18 protein-coding genes are annotated in these 24,809 nt (G+C 53.5%); 15 read left to right on the top strand and 3 right to left on the bottom strand.

Going from position 1 to position 24,809, the window contains the following annotated elements; genetic code table 11:
- The first annotated feature begins 38 nt into the window (after nucleotides 1-38).
- From ACOQPU_RS05185 to ACOQPU_RS05175, 3 genes are all read left to right on the top strand, one after another.
- Nucleotides 39-1,397 (top strand): SH3 domain-containing protein, encoded by a 1,359-nt coding sequence (locus ACOQPU_RS05185; protein WP_420644064.1) that lies wholly within the window; start codon nucleotides 39-41, stop codon nucleotides 1,395-1,397.
- Between the two features lie 255 nt (nucleotides 1,398-1,652).
- Nucleotides 1,653-2,960, top strand: coding sequence for a DUF58 domain-containing protein (locus ACOQPU_RS05180; protein WP_420644063.1), 1,308 nt, complete (start codon nucleotides 1,653-1,655; stop codon nucleotides 2,958-2,960).
- A gap of 26 nt (nucleotides 2,961-2,986) precedes the next feature.
- Nucleotides 2,987-5,236, top strand: coding sequence for a transglutaminase TgpA family protein (locus tag ACOQPU_RS05175; RefSeq protein WP_420644062.1), 2,250 nt, complete (start codon nucleotides 2,987-2,989; stop codon nucleotides 5,234-5,236).
- Between the two features lie 18 nt (nucleotides 5,237-5,254).
- Here the strand turns inward: ACOQPU_RS05175 and ACOQPU_RS05170 are convergent, their stop codons facing one another.
- The gene (locus tag ACOQPU_RS05170; protein WP_420644061.1) at nucleotides 5,255-5,977 is read right to left on the bottom strand and encodes a histidine phosphatase family protein; all 723 of its coding nucleotides are present in this window, start codon (nucleotides 5,975-5,977) and stop codon (nucleotides 5,255-5,257) included.
- A 263-nt stretch (nucleotides 5,978-6,240) separates the two neighbouring features.
- Between ACOQPU_RS05170 and ACOQPU_RS05165 the strand changes: the two genes are divergently transcribed.
- Both ACOQPU_RS05165 and ACOQPU_RS05160 read left to right on the top strand, forming a co-directional pair.
- The gene (locus tag ACOQPU_RS05165; protein WP_420644060.1) at nucleotides 6,241-7,011 is read left to right on the top strand and encodes a TetR/AcrR family transcriptional regulator; all 771 of its coding nucleotides are present in this window, start codon (nucleotides 6,241-6,243) and stop codon (nucleotides 7,009-7,011) included.
- Nucleotides 7,012-7,061: 50 nt separating this feature from the next.
- Entirely contained in the window at nucleotides 7,062-9,746 is a 2,685-nt protein-coding gene (locus ACOQPU_RS05160; protein ID WP_420644059.1) for a phosphoenolpyruvate synthase, read from the top strand.
- A 132-nt stretch (nucleotides 9,747-9,878) separates the two neighbouring features.
- Here the strand turns inward: ACOQPU_RS05160 and mscL are convergent, their stop codons facing one another.
- Together mscL and ACOQPU_RS05150 are read right to left on the bottom strand one after the other, a co-directional pair.
- The gene (gene mscL, locus ACOQPU_RS05155; RefSeq protein WP_420644058.1) at nucleotides 9,879-10,247 is read right to left on the bottom strand and encodes a large-conductance mechanosensitive channel protein MscL; all 369 of its coding nucleotides are present in this window, start codon (nucleotides 10,245-10,247) and stop codon (nucleotides 9,879-9,881) included.
- 177 nt (nucleotides 10,248-10,424) lie between these two features.
- Nucleotides 10,425-13,574, bottom strand: coding sequence for a DNA polymerase III subunit alpha (locus ACOQPU_RS05150; protein WP_420644057.1), 3,150 nt, complete (start codon nucleotides 13,572-13,574; stop codon nucleotides 10,425-10,427).
- Between the two features lie 143 nt (nucleotides 13,575-13,717).
- Here ACOQPU_RS05150 and ACOQPU_RS05145 point away from each other — a divergent pair, with 143 nt between their 5' ends.
- The 10 genes from ACOQPU_RS05145 to ACOQPU_RS05100 all read left to right on the top strand — a co-directional run bounded on the left by ACOQPU_RS05145 (nucleotide 13,718) and on the right by ACOQPU_RS05100 (nucleotide 24,659).
- A complete protein-coding gene (locus ACOQPU_RS05145) occupies nucleotides 13,718-14,146 on the top strand; it encodes a pilus assembly protein CpaE (RefSeq protein WP_420644056.1) in 429 nt (142 codons plus the stop codon).
- A 201-nt stretch (nucleotides 14,147-14,347) separates the two neighbouring features.
- Complete coding sequence (locus tag ACOQPU_RS05140) at nucleotides 14,348-14,854, top strand: hypothetical protein (RefSeq protein ID WP_420644055.1); 507 nt, start codon at nucleotides 14,348-14,350, stop codon at nucleotides 14,852-14,854.
- An 18-nt stretch (nucleotides 14,855-14,872) separates the two neighbouring features.
- A complete protein-coding gene (gene selA, locus ACOQPU_RS05135) occupies nucleotides 14,873-16,267 on the top strand; it encodes an L-seryl-tRNA(Sec) selenium transferase (RefSeq protein WP_420644054.1) in 1,395 nt (464 codons plus the stop codon).
- Between the two features lie 16 nt (nucleotides 16,268-16,283).
- Complete coding sequence (gene tsaD / locus ACOQPU_RS05130; protein ID WP_420644053.1) at nucleotides 16,284-17,297, top strand: tRNA (adenosine(37)-N6)-threonylcarbamoyltransferase complex transferase subunit TsaD; 1,014 nt, start codon at nucleotides 16,284-16,286, stop codon at nucleotides 17,295-17,297.
- 186 nt (nucleotides 17,298-17,483) lie between these two features.
- Complete coding sequence (locus tag ACOQPU_RS05125; protein WP_420644052.1) at nucleotides 17,484-19,571, top strand: GAF domain-containing protein; 2,088 nt, start codon at nucleotides 17,484-17,486, stop codon at nucleotides 19,569-19,571.
- A 130-nt stretch (nucleotides 19,572-19,701) separates the two neighbouring features.
- The gene (locus tag ACOQPU_RS05120) at nucleotides 19,702-20,928 is read left to right on the top strand and encodes an alanyl-tRNA editing protein (RefSeq protein WP_420644051.1); all 1,227 of its coding nucleotides are present in this window, start codon (nucleotides 19,702-19,704) and stop codon (nucleotides 20,926-20,928) included.
- A gap of 32 nt (nucleotides 20,929-20,960) precedes the next feature.
- Nucleotides 20,961-21,833: an MBL fold metallo-hydrolase gene (locus ACOQPU_RS05115; RefSeq protein WP_420644050.1), complete on the top strand. Its 873-nt coding sequence runs from the start codon at nucleotides 20,961-20,963 to the stop codon at nucleotides 21,831-21,833.
- A complete protein-coding gene (locus ACOQPU_RS05110) occupies nucleotides 21,830-22,543 on the top strand; it encodes a Crp/Fnr family transcriptional regulator (protein WP_420644049.1) in 714 nt (237 codons plus the stop codon). The genes ACOQPU_RS05115 and ACOQPU_RS05110 overlap by 4 nt, the downstream gene beginning before the upstream one ends.
- 85 nt (nucleotides 22,544-22,628) lie before the next feature.
- Nucleotides 22,629-23,486, top strand: a complete 858-nt coding sequence (locus ACOQPU_RS05105; RefSeq protein WP_420644048.1) for a metallophosphoesterase family protein — start codon at nucleotides 22,629-22,631, stop codon at nucleotides 23,484-23,486.
- 42 nt (nucleotides 23,487-23,528) lie between these two features.
- On the top strand, nucleotides 23,529-24,659 hold the full coding sequence (locus tag ACOQPU_RS05100) for an ISAs1 family transposase (protein WP_420640702.1): 1,131 nt from the start codon (nucleotides 23,529-23,531) through the stop codon (nucleotides 24,657-24,659).
- Nucleotides 24,660-24,809 lie beyond the last annotated feature (150 nt).

Raw genomic sequence — 24,809 nt, 5'->3', positions numbered from 1 at the left:
AAAATGGTATACTTTTGACAACTAAATGGAGAAATTGTATGCCAGTCCAATCTGTTAGAATGCAGCGGGGTGATCAATTCGAGGAATTGGTCTTTGACCAGGTGGGGCGTGCCTTAAACAAATACCGCGAACATTACACAATTGCTTCTGCCTTTTATTTAGATGGCAAACGGCAGTATGATGGGCTCATCATTAGTCCCCAAGCCATTTTTACGCTGGAAATGAAAAACGCTTCGGGGTCTGTTCACATGGGGCCAAATACCCCCCTGGTGATCAAGGATGAAGCGGGCAACACAATTGAGGCGTTCAAAAATCGTCATGAAGACGCCCGTACCCAGGCGGATATGCAATGGCGCCAGTTAAGTGATTATTTTAAGGATAATTACGACAATGGCTCAATTTTTGTCAAGGCGGTACTGGTCTTCCCGGACAACACAAAATTTTACGTTCCGCCAGAACACCGGGATTTTTCCGATTATCGGGTAACTGTTTTGTTCGCCACCGTCAGCGAACTCCCCAAGCTCGTCCAACAAATGCGCCCGCCGTACCCAATTTCGTTAGACAAAAGCGTTCAGGCAATCATCATGAAGGGGCTACGGGAGGGCGTTTACACGCTTTCATCACAGGAAAAGGCGAAGGTGGCTAACGTGGTGCCACCCAAACGGCCGTCTGCCACCACCAGCCCCTCGCAACCAAAAAGAAGCACACCGTTACGCAACAGCTACGACATTGCCAGAGCCAGAAGCAACAATCCGCCACAATCTCCACCTCAGCGCACTGCCGAAGCGATAACCCCAATTAGCACCCCACCCCCACCGGAAACAGACAGCTATGGCCGAAAACGGCTGTCCTGGTTTTTGTTACTGCTAGGGTTTGGGGCTATCTACTTTTTGCTCTCATTTGTAGCCTCAACCATTACCTCGTTGGCAGGTGCCGCCATTTTCACCTTTTTCATGTCGCAAAATCGCCGAATAATGGCTTCCCTAACCATTGTCGCCTTCTTTCTCGGCATCATGTTTTTTAACGGCGTCAATCCATTTGCCATTCTCCAAAATTTCCTCGATCCGTTGCCCTTATTTTCAAATAGCGAGGGGCGCGAACTCCCGCCCACGCTGGAATTTGCCGTCGAAGATGATGCCGAAAATATTGAGTCAAAAGAAGGGAATGACACATCGGCGGCAACGGCCGTTCCGGCCACGCCTCGCCTCCGGGTTATCGGCAACTCCAATGTTCGGTCTGAACCAAGTTTAGACGGCAGCTTGGTCGGGATTGCTGAGGAAGGCACAGTTTACGTCATCTTAGCCGAAACGGTTGATCGCAGCTGGTACCAAATCCGCCTCTCAGACGGAACGGAAGGCTGGATCGGCTCCACGCGTGTGGAACGATTATCGCCTTGAGCCCCTTCAGATTTGACTGTATAAACAAACCCGCCTGCTCAGTCGCGTTATTGAAGATTTGCACGAGTTGGCTCAGGCAGAAGCATCCCAGCTATCGCTCAATTTAGTAGATACAGATTGATTAACGCACGCGAAGACGCAAAGGGTCAAAAGGAAAAATATACGCCTTTGCGTGAATTTCAGTGGCAACTCTTTTCTGCGCCTACTGGATTGCCAAGGCGTTGCGAATTTAGGTAATTGTGTCACAATGGCGGCATGGACGAACGGCCGTTGCCCTTCCCCACCGAAGAAAAAATTAGCATAACCCTGCGGCTCAAGCTGCCGCTGATAATCTTTCTGTTTTTGTTGGCGGCGGCACTGCTGCTGCCCCACAAAGTGTGGAACACCCTGCTAATTGGGCTAGGCGGACTGTTTCTGGTGGGCTACGTTTGGGTGCGACAGCTTGCTGCCCATCTACACGGCAGCCGCCGTCTGCGATTTGGCTGGGTGGCCGTTGGCGACCAGTTAGAAGAGCTGTTTACGCTTACCAACCAGGGTGCGGTGCCAGCCCTGTGGGTGGAAATCATTGATTACACCAACATCCCCGGCTACAAAACGGCCGTTGTGCGCAGCGTACCGCAAGCTCAAGAGATTCGCTGGCGAGAAACGGCCGTTTGCCAGCAGCGCGGTCAATTTTTACTTGGCCCCTGGGCCATCCGCAGCAGCGACCCCTTTGGCCTGTTTCAGGTCACCCATTTTTACAGCCAAACTGAGGAAATCATTATCCATCCTCCTATCCATGGCCAGCTACCTATTCCTCTGCCTACTGGCAACAGCAGCGGCCAGGCGCGGGTGCGGCAGCGCAGTTGGCAAGCCACCACCAACGCCGCCTCGGTACGCGATTACCAGCAAGGCGACCCGCTGCGCTGGATTCATTGGCCCATTTCCGCCCACCGAGACATCCTGACCGTGCGGGAATTTGACCAGGACGCGACGGGTGACATCTGGATTTTGCTCGATTGCGAAGAGGCTGTTCAGCTTGGCAGCGGCACGCAGGGCACAATCGAACAAACTGTGCTGCTAGGAGCTTCACTGGCGGCGCGGGCTGTACGGCACAATCGGGCGGTGGGGTTGGCCAGCTACGGCCAAACACCCCAAATTGTCCACACGGGCAAAGGGGAAGGGCAGCAGTGGCGCATCCTGCGTGCCTTGGCCTTGCTAGATGCCAATGGCAGCACCCCGCTGCGCACGGCTCTGCATGATTTAGCACACCTCGTCCGGCGGGGAACGGCCGTCATCATCATTACGCCCACAGCCAATACAGAGTGGCTGCCAGAGTTGGTGCGCCTGGCCCAGCGCGGCATCGAAAGCAATGTGGTGCTGCTCGATCGGCAAAGTTTTGACAGTGAAGAAAATAATCGCGGCTTAGAAACGGCCGTGCGGCAGTTGGGCATCCCTTGCCGACTCATTCGGCAGGGTGAAGTGGGTACGCCGCTAGAAGCACAGCAGCGGCGCGGCTTCTGGGAGTTTCGCGTCACCGGAACAGGCAAGGTGGTGGCTGTTAAATCACCGGTGGCTGGGTAAAACGTACGTGACAGGCGTGTGACACAATGCGTGGCATTTCATTTGTAAAGCAACAGTATGAACTGCAGGAAGGCTGGCTAACGCTCGCGCTGGTGGCTGCTATTCTGTTTTGCCTGGTTTCTGCCGTGCTGGATGTTGGCTGGGTGCCAGAAGATGGCATCGTGGTGCCAGCGACGGTGAGCGGCGTGCTGCTGGGCAGCGTGTTGGCCAAACGGCCGCTGGGCACAATCCCGGCCTGGGTTCTCATCACCCTCTACGGCTTGCTCATTCCGCTGTTTGGATTAGCAAATTTGTGGCCAACTTGGGGTGCGCTGCGCGGGGGCTGGGGCAGTTTACGGCCGTACTGGTTGCAAAACGGGGCACTATTTTTAGACCGCGTTGGCAGTTGGGGAACGGCCGTCTTCAACAACCAAACCAGCCAGGAAACTATCGTGTTTGCTCTGGGGCTGGCCCTGCTGAGCTACTTTTTAACCGCCTTTGCCTGCTGGCAGCTGTTCCGCCACCGACGGCCGTTTACGGGGCTGCTGGCCATTGGGCTGGGACTGGCCCTCAATGGTTACTTTGGCGGAGCAAACATTTGGTGGCTGGGCGTTTTTGTGGGCCTAACGGCAATTTTAACGGCCGTTATGCATTTCACTGCCCTTTCAGAAAATTGGGAAGCGCATCAGGTTGATTACTCCAACGAGGTGCGTGCTGATCTTTTCCTGTATGCAACGGGGATTGCCACAGTTTTACTCATCTTGGCACTATTTATTCCCAATTTTAGCATTCAGCGGCTAGTGGCTTTGTTCCAGCAGCAACCTGCGGTTCAGCAAACAGAAGCAATTCTGGAACGCGCTTTTGGCGGCGTGGAGGCTGAAGGTGGCCAACCACAAGGTCGAGACGGCGTGGGCGGCAGCGGCATTCTACCGCGTGAATTTTTGCTTGGCGATGCCCCTGAACTGTACGAAACGGTGGTGATGACGGCCGTTGTTCAATCGGATACTCCTCTAGCTGGCATTCATTGGCGGGCTCTAAGCTACGATGTATACACTGGGCGCGGCTGGGCATTGTCTGAAGAACGTACGGAGCCGGTGCCCGCCAACGCTTCTATCCTCTTGCCAGAAGTAGCCGCCACGGCGACGGTTTCCCAGACGGTGCATTGGCTGCAAGATGCACGGCTGGCGCGGTATACTCTGGGGTTGCCGCAGCAGTTTAACCAGGACGTAAATGCCATTTGGCGGGGGCAAACCGACCTGGTGCTGACAACCGGCAGTGGCCAAATTTACACGGCCAGCTCCCGAATCTCTCAAGCCAGCCCAAACATGCTGCGGCAAACGGCCGTTGCCAATGTGCCCCCCGCACTGCTGGCCCGCTACACAGCCCTGCCAGATGATGTGCCTCAGCGCGTGCGCGATTTGGCGCAGGACGTGGCGGGGGGACAAGCCAATCCATACGACCAGGCGCGAATGTTGGAACGATTTTTGCGGCAATACACCTACTCTTTGGAAGTCGAAAGCCCCCCAACCAACGCAGACCCCGTTGAGCATTTTTTGTTTGAGCAACAGGCAGGCTACTGCGACTTTTACGCTTCGGCGATGGTGGTCATGGCCCGCGCTGTCGGGCTGCCCGCCCGCATGGCCATTGGCTATCTGCCGCAACCTGCCGATGACAACGGTGTGCAAACGGTTTACCAAATCAACAGCCACTCCTGGGCCGAAATCTATTTTGCCGGATTTGGCTGGATTGAGTTTGAGCCAACGGCCGCTTTTGCCAGCCCACACAATGGCCTCACAAATTTGGCCCAGCCTCCCGATTTTGGCCCACCGGATTCATCCCTTTCGGAACCATCATCGCTGGATTTGCCGCCGATACCGGAAGTGGAAGAAACACGGCCGTTTCCCTGGCTCTGGCTGCTGACCGCTGGCATTCTAGTGAGCATTGGTTGGTGGCTATGGCGGCAAGCGCAGTTGCCGTCTGGAGCAGATGCAGTGTTGTGGTGCTACGGCCGTTTACAACAAATGGCCGCCAAATTGGGGTATGCGCCTCAGCCTCACCAAACACCGGCAGAGTTCCTGGCTTCGTTTCAGGCATATTTAGCACGATACGGCCGTTCCGCGCGAATCGCTAAACGTATTGCCCAGGTTCAGCCCCACCTGGCACGGCTCACGCAGCTGTACGTAAAACGCCGCTACGCTGGCGACGCCCAATCCGGGCGGATATTGGCCTGGGAAAGTTGGCAGCAAGTGAAACGGCCGTTGTGGCTGCTGCGCATTATCAACCGCTTTGTAAAATAGTAAAAACCTCAGGAAAGGTTACGTAATCAGTTCCGTTGGCAAATGATCCAGCCGATTGAGGTAGACTAAATCAACTTGCTTCTCGCTAAAATTTAGTCGGGTGATGGAGGTATTATGGGCGTGTAGCCAAATGCGGTTTTCAGCTTCCTCGTTGTCTAACGTCGCAAAGCCAAAAAGCGTACGCAGCACCGCCACAAAAAAGCCGCCATGCGTCACAATGGCAACTCGGTCGCCTGGCTCGTGCCGCTGTTGCAGCTCCTCCAGGAACAGTTTGGCGCGTCCCATTGCCTGCTCCCGTGTTTCAAACGGCCGTTCCCACCATCCCGCCTCGCCCAGAGAATCCGGCAAAACCAGATGCGGAAAGTGTTGGGCAAAGTATGCACGGTTTGGCCCAGGCAGCCCAATGCGTTCGTCCATCTCATGGTCGCGCTCAAAAATGCCGCCAGTTTCGTGAATGATCTCCCAGCCAACTAGTGGGATATCCACTTTTTTAGCGATAGCAGTACCTGTTGCCACTGCTCGCACCATTAAGCTGCAATAGAGATGGGTAAAGTTAAATCCCTTACGATTGTGCGAATCGTTATCTGGGTCTGCCTGCCACCAATTCTTGCCGATGTGTTGCCCTAGATGGCGTGCCTGCTGCTGGCCAATATCCGTTAATTGCGGGTCTGAGGAGCGACCAATACTGCTGCCTGTCCGCGCCCAAAGCGCGTTGTTTTCCGATTGTGCGTGTCGAATCATATAAAGTTGCATGGTCAAATTGTAAGTTTGCTCCCTGCCTGCTGCAACCTCAAAAATCTATTCAAATCCATGTAATCCACGACTAGATGTGGGTGCATAAAAGAGATGTCAGTGAATTTCACGCCAAGGCACCAAGACGCTAGGTTTTACCTTTTGCGCCTTGGCGTCTTTGCATGAGTTAATCAGTTGCCTGACAACTTGTTAATGCACACATAGATGTTTGTCCATTGACAACAGACGTTACGATAGATAGAATATCTATCATGTCATCTCAAAGCAATTTAGCAATTGAACAGAAGGTCATGGAAGCAGCAAGACTTTTGGTAGAGGAAACGGCCGTTTCCTTCACCATGGACCAGCTTGCCGCAAAGGCTGGAGTTTCGCGCGCAACCATCTATCGGCAATTGGGCGGCAAAAAAGCCATTCTCAAGCGACTGGCGGATAAGCACGGTTTAGACGATCTGGAGCAGCAAGACGTTCCCAGCCGGATTTTGCAGGCCGCCCGCACCCTGTTTGCCCAGCAAGGCATGATGGGGCCGTCGATGGAGCAGATTGCCAAAGAGGCAAACGTTGGCGTTGCTTCGGTATATCGCCATTTTGGCGACCGAACGGGTTTGCTATTGCGCTTCTTCCAGGCTTACCAACCTGCCCTGCCCCTGAACGCTGGGGAAGTCACGGGGGATTTGGCCAAAGATTTAGCGCAATTAGTTGCCGCTCTGATCAAGTTCATTGTTGAAAACCAGGACATTGTTCAACACAGCTTCAGCAACGCGCTAGAGTGGCGGGATGAGATGATTGGCTTACGGCCGTTTCACCAGCGCAGCCTCAACCGAGTCGCAAGATTCCTGCAAGCGCAAATAGACGCTGGCCAATTGCGTCCTACCGATCCACAAAAAGCCGCCGCCGCCTTGCTGGGGATGATTTTGTCGTTTAGCTTGGTGATTCCCATTTACTACAAAACACCTAACCCAGAGCCGCAAGAAACGGCCGAATTCATCACCAAACTCTTTTTAGACGGCCTCAAACAGCCATAGAAGTCGTTGACCGCAGATTATGCAATCTGGTGGCCAACCATTGAGGGAAAATGAAAAACGCATCCTATACCTTACCTTTTCGCCACATTTCGGCTGCCGATTTGCCTCTGGTCGGCGGCAAGGGAGCCAACCTGGGTGAGATGAGCCGCGCCAACTTCCCCGTGCCGCCCGGCTTTTGCATCACCACCCACGCCTTCCGCGAATTCGTGGCTGCCTGCCCGCAGATGCCTGCCTTTTACGCTGCTTTGGTCGCGCTGCCTGCTGAAGATTTAATCGCTACACGCAATCTCGGCAAGCAAATACGGCAATCCCTGCATGAAACACCGATTCCAGCAGCGATTCGTACGGCCGTTTCCCAAACCATCAAAACGCTCGACCCCACGGCTGCCTATGCCGTTCGCTCTAGCGCCACTGCCGAAGATTTGCCAGATGCCTCTTTTGCCGGGCAGCAAGATACCTACCTTAATGTGCGTGGTGAAGTAGACATCCTCGACGCCGTGCGCCGCTGCTGGGCATCGCTTTTCACCGACCGCGCCATCTTGTACCGCCAGCAAAATGGCTTCACCCATGAAGATGTGGCCCTCTCCGTGGTTGTGCAGCAGATGGTTTTGCCAGATATTTCCGGCATTTTGTTCACCGCCGATCCGGTAAGCCAGCACCGCCATATCTGTTCCATTGACGCCAGCTACGGCCTAGGCGAAGCCCTTGTTTCCGGGCTGGTTTCGGCAGATTTGTACCGGGTGGATGCCCGCACCAACCAGCTCATCGAAGCAAGAATAGGAGATAAGCAGCTAGCGATACGGCCGTTACCCAACGGCGGCACCACCCAAGAAACCCTCAGCGACGAACAGCGCACCGCCCAAGTCCTCAGCGAAGCCCAGGCCATCGCCCTGGCCCAGCTTGGCAAGCGCATCGAGGCCCATTACAACCAGCCCCAAGACATTGAATGGGCCATTGCCGACGGCAAAATCTACCTGCTGCAAGCCCGCCCCATCACCACGCTATTTCCGCAACCCACCCCACCACCTACAGACAATGCCTTCCATCTTTACATTAGCCTCAATCATGCCCAAGTCATGCTCGATCCCATCAAGCCGCTGGGCATTGATGTGTGGCGGCTCATGTTCCCCATGTTAAAACCGGATGGTGCTACCAGCCGAACACGCAGCATCGCAACCGCCGGAGGGCGCATGTATATAGACTTGACCCACCTGCTCAGCTTACGGCTAGGTCGCAAAGCCGCCCCTGCCTTTCTGACAATGGCTGATGAACGCATGGCCGCAGGCATCAAGGAAGGACTCAAGCGCCCAGAGTTCCAGCAGCGGCTGCCTCACATCCGCCCCAAAGTGGGGCTAAGTGACGTTTTTTTCTACCTCGGTCCCGTAATCGAGAAAACGCTCTCTTTCCTCATTTGGCGCGATCCTGAAACCACGCGCCAATCGTTGACAAACCGGATGGATGTGCTGGTTGCCGCTGCCCAAAAGCGCATTTTGGCGCAGCCAGCCGGAGCCGCCCGCCTGAGACAAATCGAACAAGAAATCGGCGAAGGGTTTGACCATTTGCTGCCCGATTTTCCGGCATTGGTGGCCGGGGGCATTGTGTCACAGCGATTGCTGGCCAAGCTGGTTGGCCGCCGCGCCAACCCAGATGATTTAACGGCCGTTGCTCGCGGACTCTCCGGCAATGTCACCACCGAAATGGATTTGGCGGTCGGTGATTTGGCAGATTTGGTACGTCAATCGCCACAGCTTGTGGCCCACTTCCAGCAAAATCCACCTACACAGGCGTTGTCAACCGCCGTCAACGTACCGGGCAGCGGCCCGTTTTTGGCAGGCTGGGCCGATTTTCTGGCGCGCTACGGCATGCGCGGGCCATCCGAAATTGATATTTCGCGCCCGCGCTGGCGTGAAGACCCCACCTCGCTGCTACAATTTGTGGTGGGCAACTTACACCACGCCGAGCCTGGCAGCCACCGCAGCCACCATGCCGAATTCACCGCGGCAGGCAAGGCAGCCGGGGAGCGACTCATCGCTGTCGCAGGCCAGGGCGCGCTCGGCTTTATCCGTCGCCCGCTGGTGCGCCGTCTGGTAAAAACGGTGCGCGGTTACACACCGGGGCGGGAGCATCCCAAATTTTTCCTTATCAAGCTGCTGGGCATGATAAAGCTGATTTTGTTAGAGGAAGCAGAGGCGTTGGTGGCAAACGGCCGTCTCGACCACCGCGACGACATCTGGCATCTGAATTTAACCGAGCTGATCGAGTTTGCAGCAAATCCAAAAGCAGAAATACGGCCGCTCATCGCCCAGCGAACGGCCGAATTTGCCCGCTTCCACAAACTCACGCCGCCCCGTCTGCTCACCAGCGACGGGGAAGTTGTGCAGGCGAAAATTAGCCGGGAGGGATTGCCAGATGGGGCATTAGTGGGCAGCGCAGCTTCCAGCGGCACGGTTGAGGGCATTGCCAAAGTAGTGCTAGACCCCACCAAGGATGTGCTGGCCAAGGGTGAAATCCTGGTCGCTCCCTTTACCGATCCGGGCTGGACGCCGCTGTTCATCAACGCAGCTGCCCTGGTGATGGAAGTAGGGGGCCTGATGACACATGGTTCAGTCGTTGCCCGTGAATACGGCATCCCTGCCGTCGTGGGCGTCATCGGTGCCACGCAGCAAATTCAGACTGGACAATATATTCGCGTGCATGGTGACGCCGGGTTTGTGGAGATTTTGCAGCCTAATTGATTGTGATTTCATTTTTTACCTCCACCTGTGCGAATCTATTCTGCCAAACTTAATGTGGGGAAAAGCAAAACGGCCGCTTCCAATGGAAATGGAAACGGCCGTTTGCCTGTGTGGGGGTATTGACTGATAAGTCTAGTTGCGTGCCTTTAGCAGATCACGAATCTCCGTCAGCAAATCTTCAGCAGACGGGCCAGCCGGGGGTGCTGGCGGCTCTTCTTTTTTCATGTTGTTGGCCGTGCGCACAATCATGAAAATGACAAAGGCGATAATCAAGAAATTGATAATGGCTTGAATGAAATTACCATACATGATGCTGGCCTCACCGACTTCAATCGCCAGGGTAGTGAAATCTGTACCGCCCAAGATGACGCCAATCAACGGCATAATGATGTCGTTAACCAACGAAGTCACAATGGCGCCAAATGCGCCACCGATAATAACCGCTACGGCCAAATCGAGTACGTTACCTTTGGCAATAAACTCACGAAACTCTTTGATCATTTCCAAATTCCTCCAATATATCAGTAGATAATTGATGCTTTCTTTTTGCATCCGTTGGTTAGAACCCTCAATTTTCAGCCTAGTCACATTTTTTATGGATTGTTTATGCAAAGTGAAATTGCATTTGGCATGCAGTGGAGAAAATCTTGTTTGTTTACGTTGGCAAATGGCTAAACGCTAGCTATCCATTGGTACGATGGTAATTGCCTCAAACCAGCCGCCCCCCCAGGCATCCTCGCGCCAATATCCTGTCAGGCGATACGGCCGCCACGATTGCACCTTTGCCTTGCTTTCGGCCGTTTTTGCCAAACGAACAATCTCAAAACTGTCGCCGTCCCCGAAATAGAAACCCCGCCCCCCCGTCCAGCCGGGCAGGCGCACCCCGGCAATGGTGATTTTCTGGTTGCGCAGACGATAGACGTAGCGCAGCGGCACGTCATCGCTGGCTTGGGATTGCACGACGGCCAATGGATTCGCTGAGACTGGCCAACCGAGTACGGCCGTTTCCCAGGCTAGCTGTTCTGCTAAACTTTCTGGTTCAACATCACGTTTCAAGCCCAAATTAAAGCCAAGCTGGTGAGCACTGCCGGCTCGCGCCACCTCTGCTGCTTCTGCCAAAAGCGCAGCGCGACTCTCCCCCAATCCAGTCAATGCACCACATTGAATCAGATGTGTCACCGCTTTCTTCTGCAAATCTACGCGACTGAGCAAATCACGCAGGCTTGTGAACGGCCGTACCGACCTTTCTTGCCCAATGGCCCGCACTGCCGACCGCCGTAAATCCCGCACCTGCCCCAGCCCCATCCAGAGAATTGGAGATTGGAGATTAGAGATTAGGGGTTTATCACTTTCCAATCTCCAATCTCTAATCTCCCCCGTCGTTAAGGTAAATTTTCGCCCGCTAAAATTTACGTGCGGCGGGCGCACCCCAATGCCCAACCGCTGCGCCTCGGCGATGTAAATAGCTGGATGATGAAACCCGCCATAATCTCGCAGGCGGGCGCATAAAAACTGCGCCGGATAATGTGCCTTGAGGTAGGCTGAACGATAGCTTACATCTGCGTAGGCGGTAGCGTGCCCCTGGTTGAAGCCGTAGCCGGCAAAGGCCATCACCTGCTCCCAAAGCGTTTCTGCCTGCTCGGCGGTGAAGTCGCTTTTCGCCTGGCAGCCGCCAACAAACCGCTGCTTCATAGCCGCCATTTCATCGGCTTTGAATTTGCTCATCCCCCGCCGCAAATGGTCTGCTTCTGCCCAGCTCAGGTGGGCAATCTCTGTGGCTACACGCAAAACTTGCTCCTGAAACAGCAAAACGCCCTGCGTGCTGCCCAAAATTGGTGTCAACGCCGGATGCAAAAAGCCCACCTGCTCCTCGCCCCGGTAGCGGCGCACAAAGGCTTGGGCCATGCCGCCAGTGGCTGGCCCCGGCTTAAAGAAGGCATTGGCCACTGCCAAATCACGCAGTGTGGTCGCTTTTAGCTGCCGCAAGGTACGCCGTGCCCCGGAACTTTCACATTGAAAAACGCCAATTGTGTCACCATTTTGTAAGCAAACGGCCGTTTCTTCATCATCTAGCGGAATTTGCTGCAAATCAAAATCGGGGTTAAGCGTGGTACGAATGGCTGCGGCCGTATCTGCCAGCACCGTCAAAGCCCGAATTCCCAACAAATCAATCTTGGGCAAGCCAATTTTCTCCACGTCCCGGTGGTCATACTGAGTGATAAGAAATCCCTTCGGGGCAAGCTGTACTGGGGCAAAATCGGTCATCGGCCCCGGCGAAATAACAATGCCGCCCGGATGAATGCTCATGTGATGCGGCTGCCCAATAATCTCAAACGCAGCGGCCAAAACCTTTCGCTGCGTCGCGTCTGCTACGTCAGCCAACATATCGTCCAACGTTTTTTTGCTGCGGCGGCGCGGGTCGGGGTGCCAGCCGCGAGGCAGCTGCGCAGTTAGCGATTTGATTTCTGCTTCGGGCAGGCCATACGCTTTGGCCGTCTCGCGCACGGCCGATTTGGGCTGCATGGTGCTGATAGTGGCCACCAGGGCAACGCGGTCTTCGCCATATTTTTCGCGCACGTAATTCAACACCTCGTCCCGGCGACGACTGCAAAAATCGAGATCGATGTCGGGCAAGTTAGCCCGGGCGGGATTGAGAAATCGCTCGAACAGCAGTTCATTGGCAATCGGGTCTACCTGGGTAATGCCCAGGCAGTACGCCACCAACGAGTTGGCGACGCTACCGCGCGTGTTGACGGGCACGGCCGTTTCGCGGGCAAAGCGGGTAATGTCGGCCACCAGCAAAAAGAGGGGGGCAAAGCCTTGCCGATTGATCGACGCTAGCTCTTTGGTTAGCCGCTCAGTGACAGATTTTTGGGGAGAACGGCCGTACTTTTCTTCTAATCCCGCTTTGGCTGCCTCAGCTAACACATCCTCCACCGTTTTTTCTAGTGGTAAATCCAGTTTGGGCCAGATGGGACGGCCGTCTGGCAGGGCGGGTTCACATTTAGCCACAATGTCCCTCACTCCGGCCACTGCCTCCGGCAAATTGGCAAATCGTTCCAACACGATGGCAGGTGGCAGCCAATGCAGTTCCGCATTCGGTGCGCCCCCGCCCGGTAAAATTTCCGCTGGCACCTCAGCCAAATGGCAATTTTGGTCGATAGCTGCCAGCAGGCGCAGGCGAGGTGCTTCCTCTGACTCCAGGCAAAAAACAGGCTGGAGTGCAGCCATTTGTAAACCAAATCTCGCCGCAACTTCGCTACTTTCTTGCGCCAGCTCGGCATCCGCCGACCGTTGCAGGGTCACGCCCAGATAGCTGTCTTCTTCAAACAAGCCCGCCAGCCGGGAGGCATGCCGTGCCGCTAATTTTTGCTGCCCAGCAGCTACCAACCGCGCCAGCCAGCCAGTTTTACCGCTGTCGATGGCGATGAGATTTTGGGTGAACGGCCGTAACGCCTCCCACGGCAATCCATTATGCAATAGCTGGGCACGCTGCCTGCTCCCTTGCACCAACGAAGAGAGGCCACACAGTGAGCGGTAACCAATCGGCCCTTTGGCCAGCAGCACCAGTTCCCCCCAGCCCGGCCCCGGCAGGTTCACCTCATCCGGCAACGTTACCCGCAAGGTCATGCCCAAAATTGGCTGAATCCCAGCCTGGTGACACGCCTGGCTAAAAGCCACCGCACCATACAGCGCAGCACTGTCTGTAAGAGCCAAAGTGGACAATCCGTCAGCCACAGCCCGCGCGACAAGTTGTTCCACAGTGGCAGTTGCGCCCAAAAGGGTATAATGGGAATGAAGACGTAAATGGGTAAAGGTCTCGTTCATGGGTTTTGGATCATATGTTCGACACGCTATGTTGGCAAGACCTTTTCACAAAAATCAGATGCAGATTTTAATTATTATCACCGTTAACCAGTGTAAATCTGTGTCCGAGTTCATGAGCAACTAGCAGCTCCGAAGGGTGTTGAATGATTTCTCAAGCGTTGGCCAGACAGTTGAAGGAGGCGGGGTTGGTGTGGCGCACCTCGGTACATGATTTTTTTGCCATTCCGGATCGGGATTTGGACGGCCGTATTTTTGTGCTGTCGGACATGATGGTGACGATGGAGCTGCTGCGCGGCTGGCCAGCCATGGTGTTCCACGGCACCTCAGAATGGGCATTAGATTATTTGCTGACGCACGAGGCCGTCTGGCTGCCCACCGAAAGTCAACTGCGGGAAAAATTGGAGGAAGAGCTGACCGCACGGAACGGCCGTTTCCAGCAGTTACAGCGGCAAGGGAAAGCATACAGCTGCGAAATTTCCCTGAATGGAGCGGCTGAACAGTTTACGGCCGTGGACCCCAGCGAAGCATATGCCCTTGCCCTGCTAAAGCTACTTCAAACACCAATGCCATAGCGCAATGGCGGCAGAATGGGATTGCACATTGGCAAACCGGCGCAGCAAAGTATTGTCATTGAGTTTCATGCAAAGTCGCAAAGGCATACGTTTTCCCTTATTGCACCTTTGCGTTTTTGCGTGAGATATCAATCTGCCTGACAAGTTGTTTATGCACCCGAGCAAACAACAGCATGGCGGCAAAGAAGGTATACTATAGGCATGGACGGAAATGATCGCTTTGGTTTTTTCTCTGCGCTGGTTTTGGGCGTGCTGCTGCTGCTCGTTGGCCTGCTGGCGATGGAGTATGTGGTCAACAATTGGTGGCCCATCGACATCAATCGGCTGGATTTGGTGCGCGCCGCTGTAGAGGGCCGCGCCGATGCCGTCTCCCTGCTAGAAGCCGCCAACTTTGAAATTATTCTTGTCTTTTTAGCAACGGTGTTAACGGCCGTCACGGGTATCGCTCTACCCATTGCTTACCTGCTTAACCGCCGCTTTACTGCCTTCACAGACCGCCGCTTCGGCCGTATTGAATCTTCTCGGCTGATGGTGGCGTTGCGCCAGGCGATGGCGGCAGGCGTGTGGGTAGCATTTTGCCTCTGGCTGCAAATGAACCGCTCCTTTGGCCTGGCGGTGGCGTTGCTGGTCGCAGTTGTTTTAATTTTATTTGAAATTCTGATGCAAATTCGCAGCCGTACGGCACAAGCAAATTTGCAGCAATCGTAATCAACAGGTCAGTAATCAGTGACAGAAGAAAACACCCAAAAACTGCTCCGTGAACTGCCAAGCATTGATCGGTTATTGAATACGGCGATGGCGGTAGACATGGCACTGGCGTACGGCCGTACCCTCACTGTGGAAAGTTTGCGCCAAAGCATAGAAGGTGCCCGCAGTGCCATTCTTAGCGGCCAGGCCAGCTATGTCCCCATGAACGCCGTGTTGGTAGATGAGGCGCGTCTCTGGTTAGAAAGCTATCTTGCTCCGACCCTGCAACCCATCATCAACGGCACGGGGGTGATCGTGCATACCAACTTGGGGCGCGCGCCGCTCAGCGCGGCCACCCGCCAGGCCATTGAAGATGCCGCCAAAGGGTATAGCACCCTGGAATATGATGTGGCTAGTGGGCAGCGCGGGTCCCGTACCGTTCATGCAGAACAGCTTCTTATCCGGCTCACCGGGGCAGAGGCGGCACTGGTGGTGAACAACAACGCAGCGGCCGTTTTGCTCATGCTCACTGCACTCTGCCAGGGCAAGGAAGTGATCATCAGCCGGGGGCAGTTGGTTGAGATCGGTGGCGGCTTTCGCATTCCTGACGTGATGGCGCAATCTGGTGCCCAATTAGTAGAGGTAGGCACAACCAACCGCACCCATCTGCACGATTATGCCAACGCCATTACCGAAAATACGGCCGCAATCCTGGTAGCCCATTACTCCAATTATAAAATCATCGGTTTTAGCAGTGAGCCTACTTTGGCAGAACTGGCTGAGCTTGCCCATGACCACAACTTGCCCTTGCTGTACGACCAGGGAAGTGGTGCCTTGCTAGACAGCAGCCCGTACGGTTTGGAGCCGGAACCAACCGTGTTAGATGGACTGGCAGCAGGGGCGGATGTAGTCGCTTTCAGCGGTGACAAACTGCTGGGTGGCCCACAGGCAGGCATTCTCGCCGGGCAAGAAGCGTTCATAACTCAACTCAAAAAACACCCTCTGGCCCGTGCCGTGCGCGCCGACAAGCTCTGTTTAGCGGGTCTTTCTGCCACGCTCACTCACTATCTTACCGAAAACACCCTGGAAGCGATTCCCGTTTGGCACATGATTGCCCGCTCGCTGGTAGAAATCGCGGCCGAAGCCGACACGTGGGCAGCGCGGCTGCAAGAGCAAGGGATTCGGGCAGAGGTGGTAGACGGCCGTTCCACCGTTGGCGGCGGCAGTTTACCCGGCACCAGCCTGCCCAGCCGCGTGGTGGCCCTCAACCACGACAATCCAGACGCCCTCGCCGCCCAACTACGCGAGGAAAAAGTGCCGGTGATTGGTCGCATTCAAGACGGCCGTTTTCTCATCGACCCCCGCACCATTTTGCCCGACCAGGTTGAACAGTTGCTGCAATCATTGGTAAACTGTTCCCAGAATGAAGCATGAATTTAGTAGGAAGCCTATGACCACAGCAAACCAGAGAAGCCGAATTTTAGCCATCGAAACCTCTTGTGATGAAACGTCCGCAGCGGTGGTGGAAGACGGCCGTACCATTCTTAGCAACATCATCGCCAGCCAGGTAGATTTGCATGCCCAGTTTGGCGGCGTCTTCCCCGAAGTGGCTTCTCGGCGGCACATTGAAGTAATTTATGCAGTGGTGCAGCAGGCGTTGGAAGAGGCCCACATGGGGCTGGATGATATTGATTGCATCGCCGTCACCCGCGGCCCAGGCTTAGTTGGTTCGCTGCTGGTGGGGGTAAATATGGCCAAGGGGCTAGCCTTGGCACGAAACAAACCATTTTTAGGTATCAACCACATCGAAGGGCATATCTACTCGCTCTGGCTAACGGAGCATGTAGATGATATCGAATTTCCCATTCTGACACTGGTGGTCAGCGGCGGCCACACGGAACTGTACCTCATGACCGATCATGGCCAATACCAACATTTGGGCGGCACGCTGGACGATGCGGCTGGGGAAGCGTTTGACAAGGTTGGACGGCTGTTGGGACTCCCCTTCCCCGGCGGTCCAGCCATCGACAAGCTAGCCCCATCGGGCAATGCCACAGCGTATAAATTTCCCCGTGCCGTCATGGATGATGGGTACAACTTTAGTTTCAGCGGTTTAAAAACGGCCGTTTCTCGGCAGATCAAACATTTTGATAAAGCGAAGTTGCCGGTTGAAGATTTAGCAGCCAGTTTCCAAACGGCCGTTGTGGATGCGCTGGTTACCAAAACAGCCCATGCTGCTCAGGCGCACGGGGTAACGGCCGTGCATTTGTCTGGTGGGGTCTCGGCAAACAGAGAACTTCGTGAGACGATGAAAGCACAGCTAACCCTGCCCGTACGGTACCCTCCTCCTATACTCTGTACCGATAATGCGGCTATGATTGGGGCAGCGGCCCATTGGCACTTTGTAAACGGCCGTCGCGACGCCTTAAATATTGATGTTATCCCCAGTTTTCAACTGGTTTGACAATAATGTCACCACAAACTCCAGTTGAAAAAGAGTGAGCGTATCCTGAAGAAACTAAAACCTATATTTGCTGTCACAGATAAATAAATATGAACAACAGCAGACTGTAAAGTAGGTTGTAGTAAAATGGTTGTGTAACGTGGTATTATGTTCCTAATGGATCACTCTATTCAAGATGCAGAATACATGCCAGAGCTAAGAGACAGTGAACGACTTCGTACTTTGTACATTGTCAACCATATGCTCAAACAAGTCGAAGCCGATGGTCTAGACATCGACCTCATGCTCCCCAGAGTGTTGAATCTCTCCGTTCAGCAGCTAGAAGCACACGACGGCAGCATCATTGTTGTGAATGAGGCACAAAAAGTAGAGCACGCCTGGCTCACTGGGGAAACCACCTACGCGCCTCAATCTGAAGAGTTTCTGGACACAATCATGAACAGCGGTGTTGCTGGATGGGTGATTCGCAACCGCGAGCCGCTCATAATCCACGATACCACCAATGATGACCGATGGCTTCCCCGCCCCGGCCATTCAACCACACACCAACCCTGGTCTGTTATTTGTACGCCCTTCTCCGTACGAAACCGCATTATTGGTGCCATTACCATACACAAACTCGGCGCAAATCAGTTTGACGCACGTGATTTAAACCTATTAACCGTGATTGCCAATCAGGCAGCTAGCAGCATTGAAAACGCCCGTCTTTTTGAGGCTTCGCAGCGCCAGCTAAAGGTTTCGGCACTGCTTAATGACGCCAGCCGCGTCATTAATTCTTCATTGGACATTGACGAAATTATGCAGTCGCTGCTGGCGCAAATGAATGATTTTCTACACGCAGAAGCGATTTCCATTGCCTTGGTTGATGCACAAACAAACGAATTGGTTTATCAGGTTGCTGAAGGCATTGGGTCAGAAGAGATTGTCGGGCTGCGGTTGCCGAATAATCAAGGATTATCTGGCTGGGTGATGCAACATTCTGAGCCTGCCCTGGTTGCCGATACACGCCTTGATCCCCGCTTCCACCATCTGGGTGATGAGCGTACAGGTTATGCCACGTTGGCCATGATTTGCGCCCCCATGATTTTCAAGGGGGAAGTGCTGGGCACCATTCAGGCAATTAACCCAATTGATGGCACGTTTACGGAGCAGGATTTGGATGTTCTGGTGAACCTGGCCAATATTGCCAGCACCGCCATTGCCAATGCGCAACAGTATGCGCGCACTGTGGCCGCAGAATCCCGCTACACCAGTTTATTCCAGGACACGGTCGATCCAATTATCTTGACAGATATGCGCGGCCGTATTGTTGAAGCCAATCGTCGGGCATCGGATTTACTAGGCTACAACCGCTCTGAGCTATTGAACATGTCGATTCAGGATTTGCACCCGGAAACGGCCGTCCTGCCAAAAGCAAAAAAAATCCGCTCAGACAAAGTTTTGATGCTTCACAGTGATGTACGTGCCAAAAACAGCTCCACTATCCCTATGGAAGTGTACACCAAGCGCACTATTCACGGAGATGACCAACTGCTGCAATGGATTCATCATGACATCACGGAGCAGGTTGAACTGGAAAAAATGCGCGAAGATTTAACCGCCATGCTCTTCCACGATCTGCAAAGCCCCCTTGGTAACGTCATTTCCAGTCTGGAACTGCTTGCTTACGAAATTCCGGCAGAAGCAACCAATTCACCACTTTACGCCATGCTGGACATTGCCCGCCGCAGTAGCCGCCGTCTGGAAACGCTCATTCGCTCTTTGTTGGACATTAACCGACTGGAAGCAGGTCAGCCAATCATGGAGCAAGTACGGGTCAACATCAATGATTTGATCACGGAAGTTTATGAGATTGAGCTGCCCAATTTTGAACAGCGGCGCGTTCAGTTTGCCAACACCGTGCCAGACCGGTTGCCCCATGTTTATGTGGAAGAGGATATGATTCGCCGCGTGCTGGTCAATTTGGTAAACAATGCGCTTAAATATAGCTCTGAAAACCAAACCATCACGCTCTCTGCCCAGCCGCAGCAAGAAAACGATCGTTTGCTCCTGTCGGTGAGTGACGAAGGACAAGGTATTCCCAAGCAATACAGGGAATCTATCTTTGAGAAGTTTGAGCGCATTCAATCTAAAGATAGCAATGCCAAAGGGCTGGGCCTGGGCCTTGCTTTTTGCCGATTGGCTGTGGAGGCGCATGACGGCCGTATCTGGGTCGATGATGCGCCGTCAGGTGGTGCCCGGTTTAATTTCACCTTACCACTTGCAACTGATTAACCTCGCTACACGCCTCTAAATTCCCCTATTCACAAAGCTAGCAACGGCCGTTCAGATGCATCACCGCATTATTCTGGTATCATTGTCTTCATACACGAACCATTATTTCCACTTGGTAAAATAATTAAGGATGACCAGCCAAAGACTTTATTACCAGAATGCTTACACAACCCGCTTTGAAGCCACCATTGTAGAGCGCGTACGGGATGAAGACCAAACGGCCGTTATTCTAGACCACACTTACTTCTACCCCACCTCAGGCGGGCAACCCCACGACATGGGCACCCTCAACAACATTGCCGTCCACAATGTCACCATCCGCGAAAAAGATGCGGCCGTCCTGCATTGGCTAGATACAACCGATTTGTGGCAAAACGAAGTCAGCGGCCACGTTAATTGGGCGCGCCGCTTCGACCATATGCAACAGCACACCGGGCAGCATATTTTGTCCCAGGCGTTTATCCAAGTCGCCCAAGCCGAGACCGTTGGCTTTCACCTGAGCGACAACACTCTAACGATTGATCTACACAGTAGCCAGCTCAATCCAAATCAAGTGGAAGAAGCTGAATATTTGGCGAACCAAATTATCTGGCAAAATCGCCCGGTACACATTCGTAGCGTAACAATGGCACAGGCTAAAGAGCTGCCGCTCCGCAAGCTACCGCCCGTGCGCCAGGGCAATTTACGTCTTATTGAGATCGACAAGTTCGACCTGTCCGCCTGTGGCGGCACCCATGTCCGGCACAGTGGCGAGGTGGGCATCATCAAAATTGTGAAGCTGGAACGCCAAAACAACCAATTGCGGGTTGAGTTTGCCTGCGGGCAACGAGCACTTAATGATTATCGGCTCAAAAACAGTATTGTGAATCAACTCTCGGCAGAGCTAACCACAGGGGCCGATGAGATTGTAACCAGTGTTCAGCGATCCAAAGAAGAGAATAAAGAAAATCGGCGACGGCTAAAGAAACAGCAAGAGCAACTGCTATTTTTTGAGGCAAAAACGTTGATTGAGCAAGCTAAAATGGTGGGGAAAACGGCCGTTGTCACCCGAGTTTTTGGCGAAGACGAGATCGATCCGGGGCAAATGCGAGTGTTAGGCAACCATCTTACCCAAAACGACCACGTGGTTGCCTTGCTTGGCCTAGCAGCCAACAAATCACAACTGCTCTTTTGCCGTTCAAATGATGCCCCTGGCGAAATGAACCAGCTCATAAAACCAGCCCTGCAAATACTCGGCTCAGCAGCCGGGGGTGGCTCTGCTGTCATGGCGCAGGGGGGCGGCCCCGGCACAGATCAAGAACGTGTACAGCAAGCCATCGACAAGGCAGAACGGCTGCTCATTGGCCAAATTCGTTAAGCCAAACGTCTTTAGCAGACTACAGGAAACCTATGCAAGAAATCGCAGACAATGTTTTCATAGAAACCGAATATGATGGGGTAAACGTGGGGGCTATTCGCACCCGACGCGGCATTGTGGCTGTGGATGTTCCCTCCTACCCTCGCCAGGCGCGTGATTGGGCGATGCGGCTTCACGCCCTCTCACCTCGTCCGGTACAATACACCATTCTCACAGATTATCACGGCGACCGGATTCTAAATGCCCGGTGGCTGAATGCACCAGTCATTGCCCACCAGGCCACTGCCGACAGGCTTCGCAGCTACGACAAACGATATCCACAAATGCTTTTGGAGAGCTTATCGAGCCGCAATCCGGAATTCGGTCGGGAACTGAGCCAAAGTCCCGTAGAAAATGCCAGCATGAGCTTCACCAAATTTATGCAGCTTTGGAAGGGGGGTGTCGAGATTCAATTGATTGCCATGCCCGGCCCTACTGGCGGTAGTATCGCTGTTTACTTGCCCAAAACCGAGGTTTTGTTTGCCGGGGACTGCGTGGTTACGGATATGCCACCCTTGCTTACTGAAGCAGATACGGCCGCTTGGCTGCAAACCATCCACCACCTGCAAAATTGGACCAACCCAATTCGTCACATCGTCCCTGGACGGGGAAAATTGGGCGGTGTAGAGGCATTAACGGCCGTCGCCGACTACATTCAAGCCATGCGCCAACGCCTACAAACCCACATTGCAGACAAACTTCCTAAGGAAGAGATTTTCAGCTACCAGCCCGATTTCTTGAGCCACTATTCACAGCCGCCTGTGCCGCTGGAATGGTTAAAAAAGCAGGTAAAATATAGTTTGGATCATGTATATGATGAGATACAATTGCTAGAAGATGGACACGCCACAGGAAATACGCCATGAGAAACAAAAAATATGCAGCTAAACAAGCTCTCCAGCTTGTGCCTTTTTTCAATAATTTGCCAGATGACGAGGCAACCAGCCTTTCAAAGCGTCTTGTTTTACGCCGCTTTGGCCCAGATCAGGTGATTTTTCATCACGGCGACCCCGGTGGATTACTCTACATAATCATTAAAGGGAAAGTGAAAATCACGCACACAACGCTAGATGGCCAGGAAGCGATGCTGGCCATATTTGGTGCCGGGGATTTCTTTGGTGAATTGGCCCTGCTAGACGATTCTCCCCGCTCGGCCACTGCTGAAGCCCTGGAAGAAACTGAAACGCTCACCCTGCACCGAGAAGAGTTTATCCGCTACATTGGCGACAATCCCGATTTTGCCCTGCACGTTTTGCACACGCTGGCGCAACACATTCGGCGTCTCAACAATCAAATTAGCGATATTTTCTTCCTCGATCTACCAGCCCGTCTGGCAAGGCAGTTGTTACAGTTGGCCGCCCAGCACGGCCAAAAAACGGAAGATGGCATCCGCATTGAGCTATCTTTAACGCAAACCGATTTAGCAGAGATGACAGGAGCTACCCGCGTCAGTATTAACAAAGCACTCGGCCGTTTTCGGCGGGCGGGCTGGGTAAAAGTAGGTGGTCGCAAATTCACCATCCTGGATGAGGAAGAGCTGCAAAACCTGATCCAAATCTCTGGTGGCTCTATCTAGACGGTAATCAGTGTTCAGTAAATCAGTAATCAGTTTTGTCCGCTGAATTTCTGACTACTGATCCACTGATTACTGAAAACTGGCAATGCGCTTGCTCGCCATCAGCGACCTGCACCTGAACCATGCCGAAAATTGGGCGGCACTGAGCCGAATGCCTGCCTTCCCTAACAATTGGCTCATTGTGGCGGGGGACGTCGCCGATAAAATCAGGCATTTCCGGCAGGGCATGGATTTATTAAGCCATCGTTTTGGCAAAATTTTCTGGACGCCCGGTAACCACGACCTGTGGACAATTCCCTCTGATAAAGACAGCAAGCGCGGCTTGGCCAAATATTTGCAACTGGTAGAAATTTGTCGGGAATTTGGTATTCACACGCCGCAAGACCCTTTTGTGCAGTTGCCAAACGCAGATTCGCCCTTATTTATTGCCCCCACATTTACGCTTTACGACTACAGCTTTCGGCCAGATGACATCCCTGATGACGAGGCACTCGCCTGGGCAGAGGCGTCTGGCGTTGTGGCCACGGATGAGATTATTCTGCACCCAGACCCATATCCCTCCCGACAAGCGTGGTGCGAGGTGCGCTGCCGCTACACGGAACAACGCCTTACGGAAACGGCCGCACACGGCCAAATCATTCTCATTAACCATTACCCTTTGCGTTATGATCTGGTTAATTTACGCTGGATTCCCCGCTTCTCGCTCTGGTGCGGCACAAAACGAACAGAGAATTGGCATAAGCGGTTTCCGGTGCATACTGTTGTCTACGGCCATCTACACATTCGGGGCACCCACTATCGGGACGGCGTGCGCTTTGAAGAAGTGTCGCTGGGCTACCCGCAAAATTGGCAGCCAGAACGAGGCATTGAACCATATTTGCGCCAAATTTGGCCGCCCCCCGGTTTAGGGCTGTTTCAAAGTCGGCAGTCGCAAAAAAGGTGAAATTGCAGCATAGTTTCCAAAATCCCTGCAAGGAGCGGAAACATGCAAATTACAATTCCACCTCTAGTCACCATTTTCGACCCGATAGCCGATTGGCGCAAGCCGCGCGGCAAGCGATATAGTTTGATTAGTCTGTTCAATTTTATCGTGCTGGCTATGCTCTGTGGCAAAACAAGTGCTCGGGGCATGGCAAGATGGGGCAAATATATGCCAGCAGGGCGCAAATCGCGCCTAGGTATCAAGCCACACCATCACCCATCGGCCGCTATGTTGTGTCGCGTATTCTGGCAGATAAAACCAGAAGCCCTTGAAGCCAGTATTCAAGCATGGGTGCATCAAGTCCATCAAGAATTAGTCGCAGCAGGCATTGCTCGGGGCATTGCTATCGATGGCAAAAGCATTCGACGCGCCGCTTCATTGGGCAGCCCCAATGCTTTCCTTGTTTCGGCTGTGTGTCATCAGTTACGCATTGTGCTTACTCAAGCAGCGGTAGAAGACAAAACCAATGAAATCAGCTGTGTCCCCCCTTTACTTGAGCGATTGCTGCTGAAGGGATTGGTCATTACGGTGGATGCATTGCTCACTCAAAGAGCGATTGTGCGTCAGATTCGACAAGCTGGGGGTCATTATTTGATGTATGTCAAAGGCAATCATCCCCGCTTGCTTTGGTCGTTGGAAGCACGGTTTGCCCAGCCACAGCCCAGAAACGAGCCTCCATTTCTTTATTACAAAAGCGTCAACAAGGGACACGGCCGTCTGGAAATTCGTGAGCTATGGAGTGCACCGACTAACAATGCCTATCCGCACTGGCCTGATGTGGCTCAGGTTTTTCATCTCAAGCGGAAGCGATGGGTACTCAAACCTAACAAATACAGTGAATCCTATGTCTATGGGATAACCTCTTTGCCCCAAGCTGAGGCAAAACCTGCTGACCTTATTGCCATTACCCGAGACCACTGGGCAGCCATTGAAAATGGTCTTCATTGGGTGCGGGATGTGGTCATGGGTGAGGATGCTTGTTCAACTTGCAAGCCGGGTGCCCCGCAAGTTCGGGCTGCTTTTCGCAATATCGTTATTAACCTTGCTCGTCTAGCTGGTTTTGCTTCCGTTTCTGAGGCCATTGATGCCTTTTCGGCTGACCCTACCAGAGCATTAGACATTCTTCGACTTTGAAACAGCCCTACCCCCGGTTGAAAAGCAACCCAATTCAGCTAAAATTCAGCGTTTATGCTTGCTCAAAATAGCCACAGAGAAAAAAGAGGAGGTGCAGATTCTGTTCAAACCTCACGCACCTCTGTGCGCTCTGTGGCTAAAAAACAGCAA

This window comes from Candidatus Leptofilum sp., assembly GCF_965223285.1.
Taxonomy (GTDB): domain Bacteria; phylum Chloroflexota; class Anaerolineae; order Promineifilales; family Promineifilaceae; genus Leptofilum.
Note: the sequence above shows the minus strand (reverse complement) of the source record. Positions and strands in the feature narration are given on the sequence as shown.

Coding starts and splice junctions, on each gene's coding strand:
- tsaD (WP_420644053.1), top strand. CDS start 16,284: ATGACCACAGCAAACCAGAGAAGCCGAATTTTAGCCATCGAAACCTCT.
- ACOQPU_RS05170 (WP_420644061.1), bottom strand. CDS start 5,977: ATGATTCGACACGCACAATCGGAAAACAACGCGCTTTGGGCGCGGACA.
- ACOQPU_RS05185 (WP_420644064.1), top strand. CDS start 39: ATGCCAGTCCAATCTGTTAGAATGCAGCGGGGTGATCAATTCGAGGAA.
- ACOQPU_RS05145 (WP_420644056.1), top strand. CDS start 13,718: ATGATTTCTCAAGCGTTGGCCAGACAGTTGAAGGAGGCGGGGTTGGTG.
- ACOQPU_RS05105 (WP_420644048.1), top strand. CDS start 22,629: ATGCGCTTGCTCGCCATCAGCGACCTGCACCTGAACCATGCCGAAAAT.
- ACOQPU_RS05100 (WP_420640702.1), top strand. CDS start 23,529: ATGCAAATTACAATTCCACCTCTAGTCACCATTTTCGACCCGATAGCC.
- mscL (WP_420644058.1), bottom strand. CDS start 10,247: ATGATCAAAGAGTTTCGTGAGTTTATTGCCAAAGGTAACGTACTCGAT.
- ACOQPU_RS05115 (WP_420644050.1), top strand. CDS start 20,961: ATGCAAGAAATCGCAGACAATGTTTTCATAGAAACCGAATATGATGGG.
- ACOQPU_RS05125 (WP_420644052.1), top strand. CDS start 17,484: ATGCCAGAGCTAAGAGACAGTGAACGACTTCGTACTTTGTACATTGTC.
- ACOQPU_RS05175 (WP_420644062.1), top strand. CDS start 2,987: ATGCGTGGCATTTCATTTGTAAAGCAACAGTATGAACTGCAGGAAGGC.
- ACOQPU_RS05120 (WP_420644051.1), top strand. CDS start 19,702: ATGACCAGCCAAAGACTTTATTACCAGAATGCTTACACAACCCGCTTT.
- ACOQPU_RS05180 (WP_420644063.1), top strand. CDS start 1,653: ATGGACGAACGGCCGTTGCCCTTCCCCACCGAAGAAAAAATTAGCATA.
- ACOQPU_RS05160 (WP_420644059.1), top strand. CDS start 7,062: ATGAAAAACGCATCCTATACCTTACCTTTTCGCCACATTTCGGCTGCC.
- ACOQPU_RS05110 (WP_420644049.1), top strand. CDS start 21,830: ATGAGAAACAAAAAATATGCAGCTAAACAAGCTCTCCAGCTTGTGCCT.
- ACOQPU_RS05140 (WP_420644055.1), top strand. CDS start 14,348: ATGGACGGAAATGATCGCTTTGGTTTTTTCTCTGCGCTGGTTTTGGGC.
- ACOQPU_RS05150 (WP_420644057.1), bottom strand. CDS start 13,574: ATGAACGAGACCTTTACCCATTTACGTCTTCATTCCCATTATACCCTT.
- ACOQPU_RS05165 (WP_420644060.1), top strand. CDS start 6,241: ATGTCATCTCAAAGCAATTTAGCAATTGAACAGAAGGTCATGGAAGCA.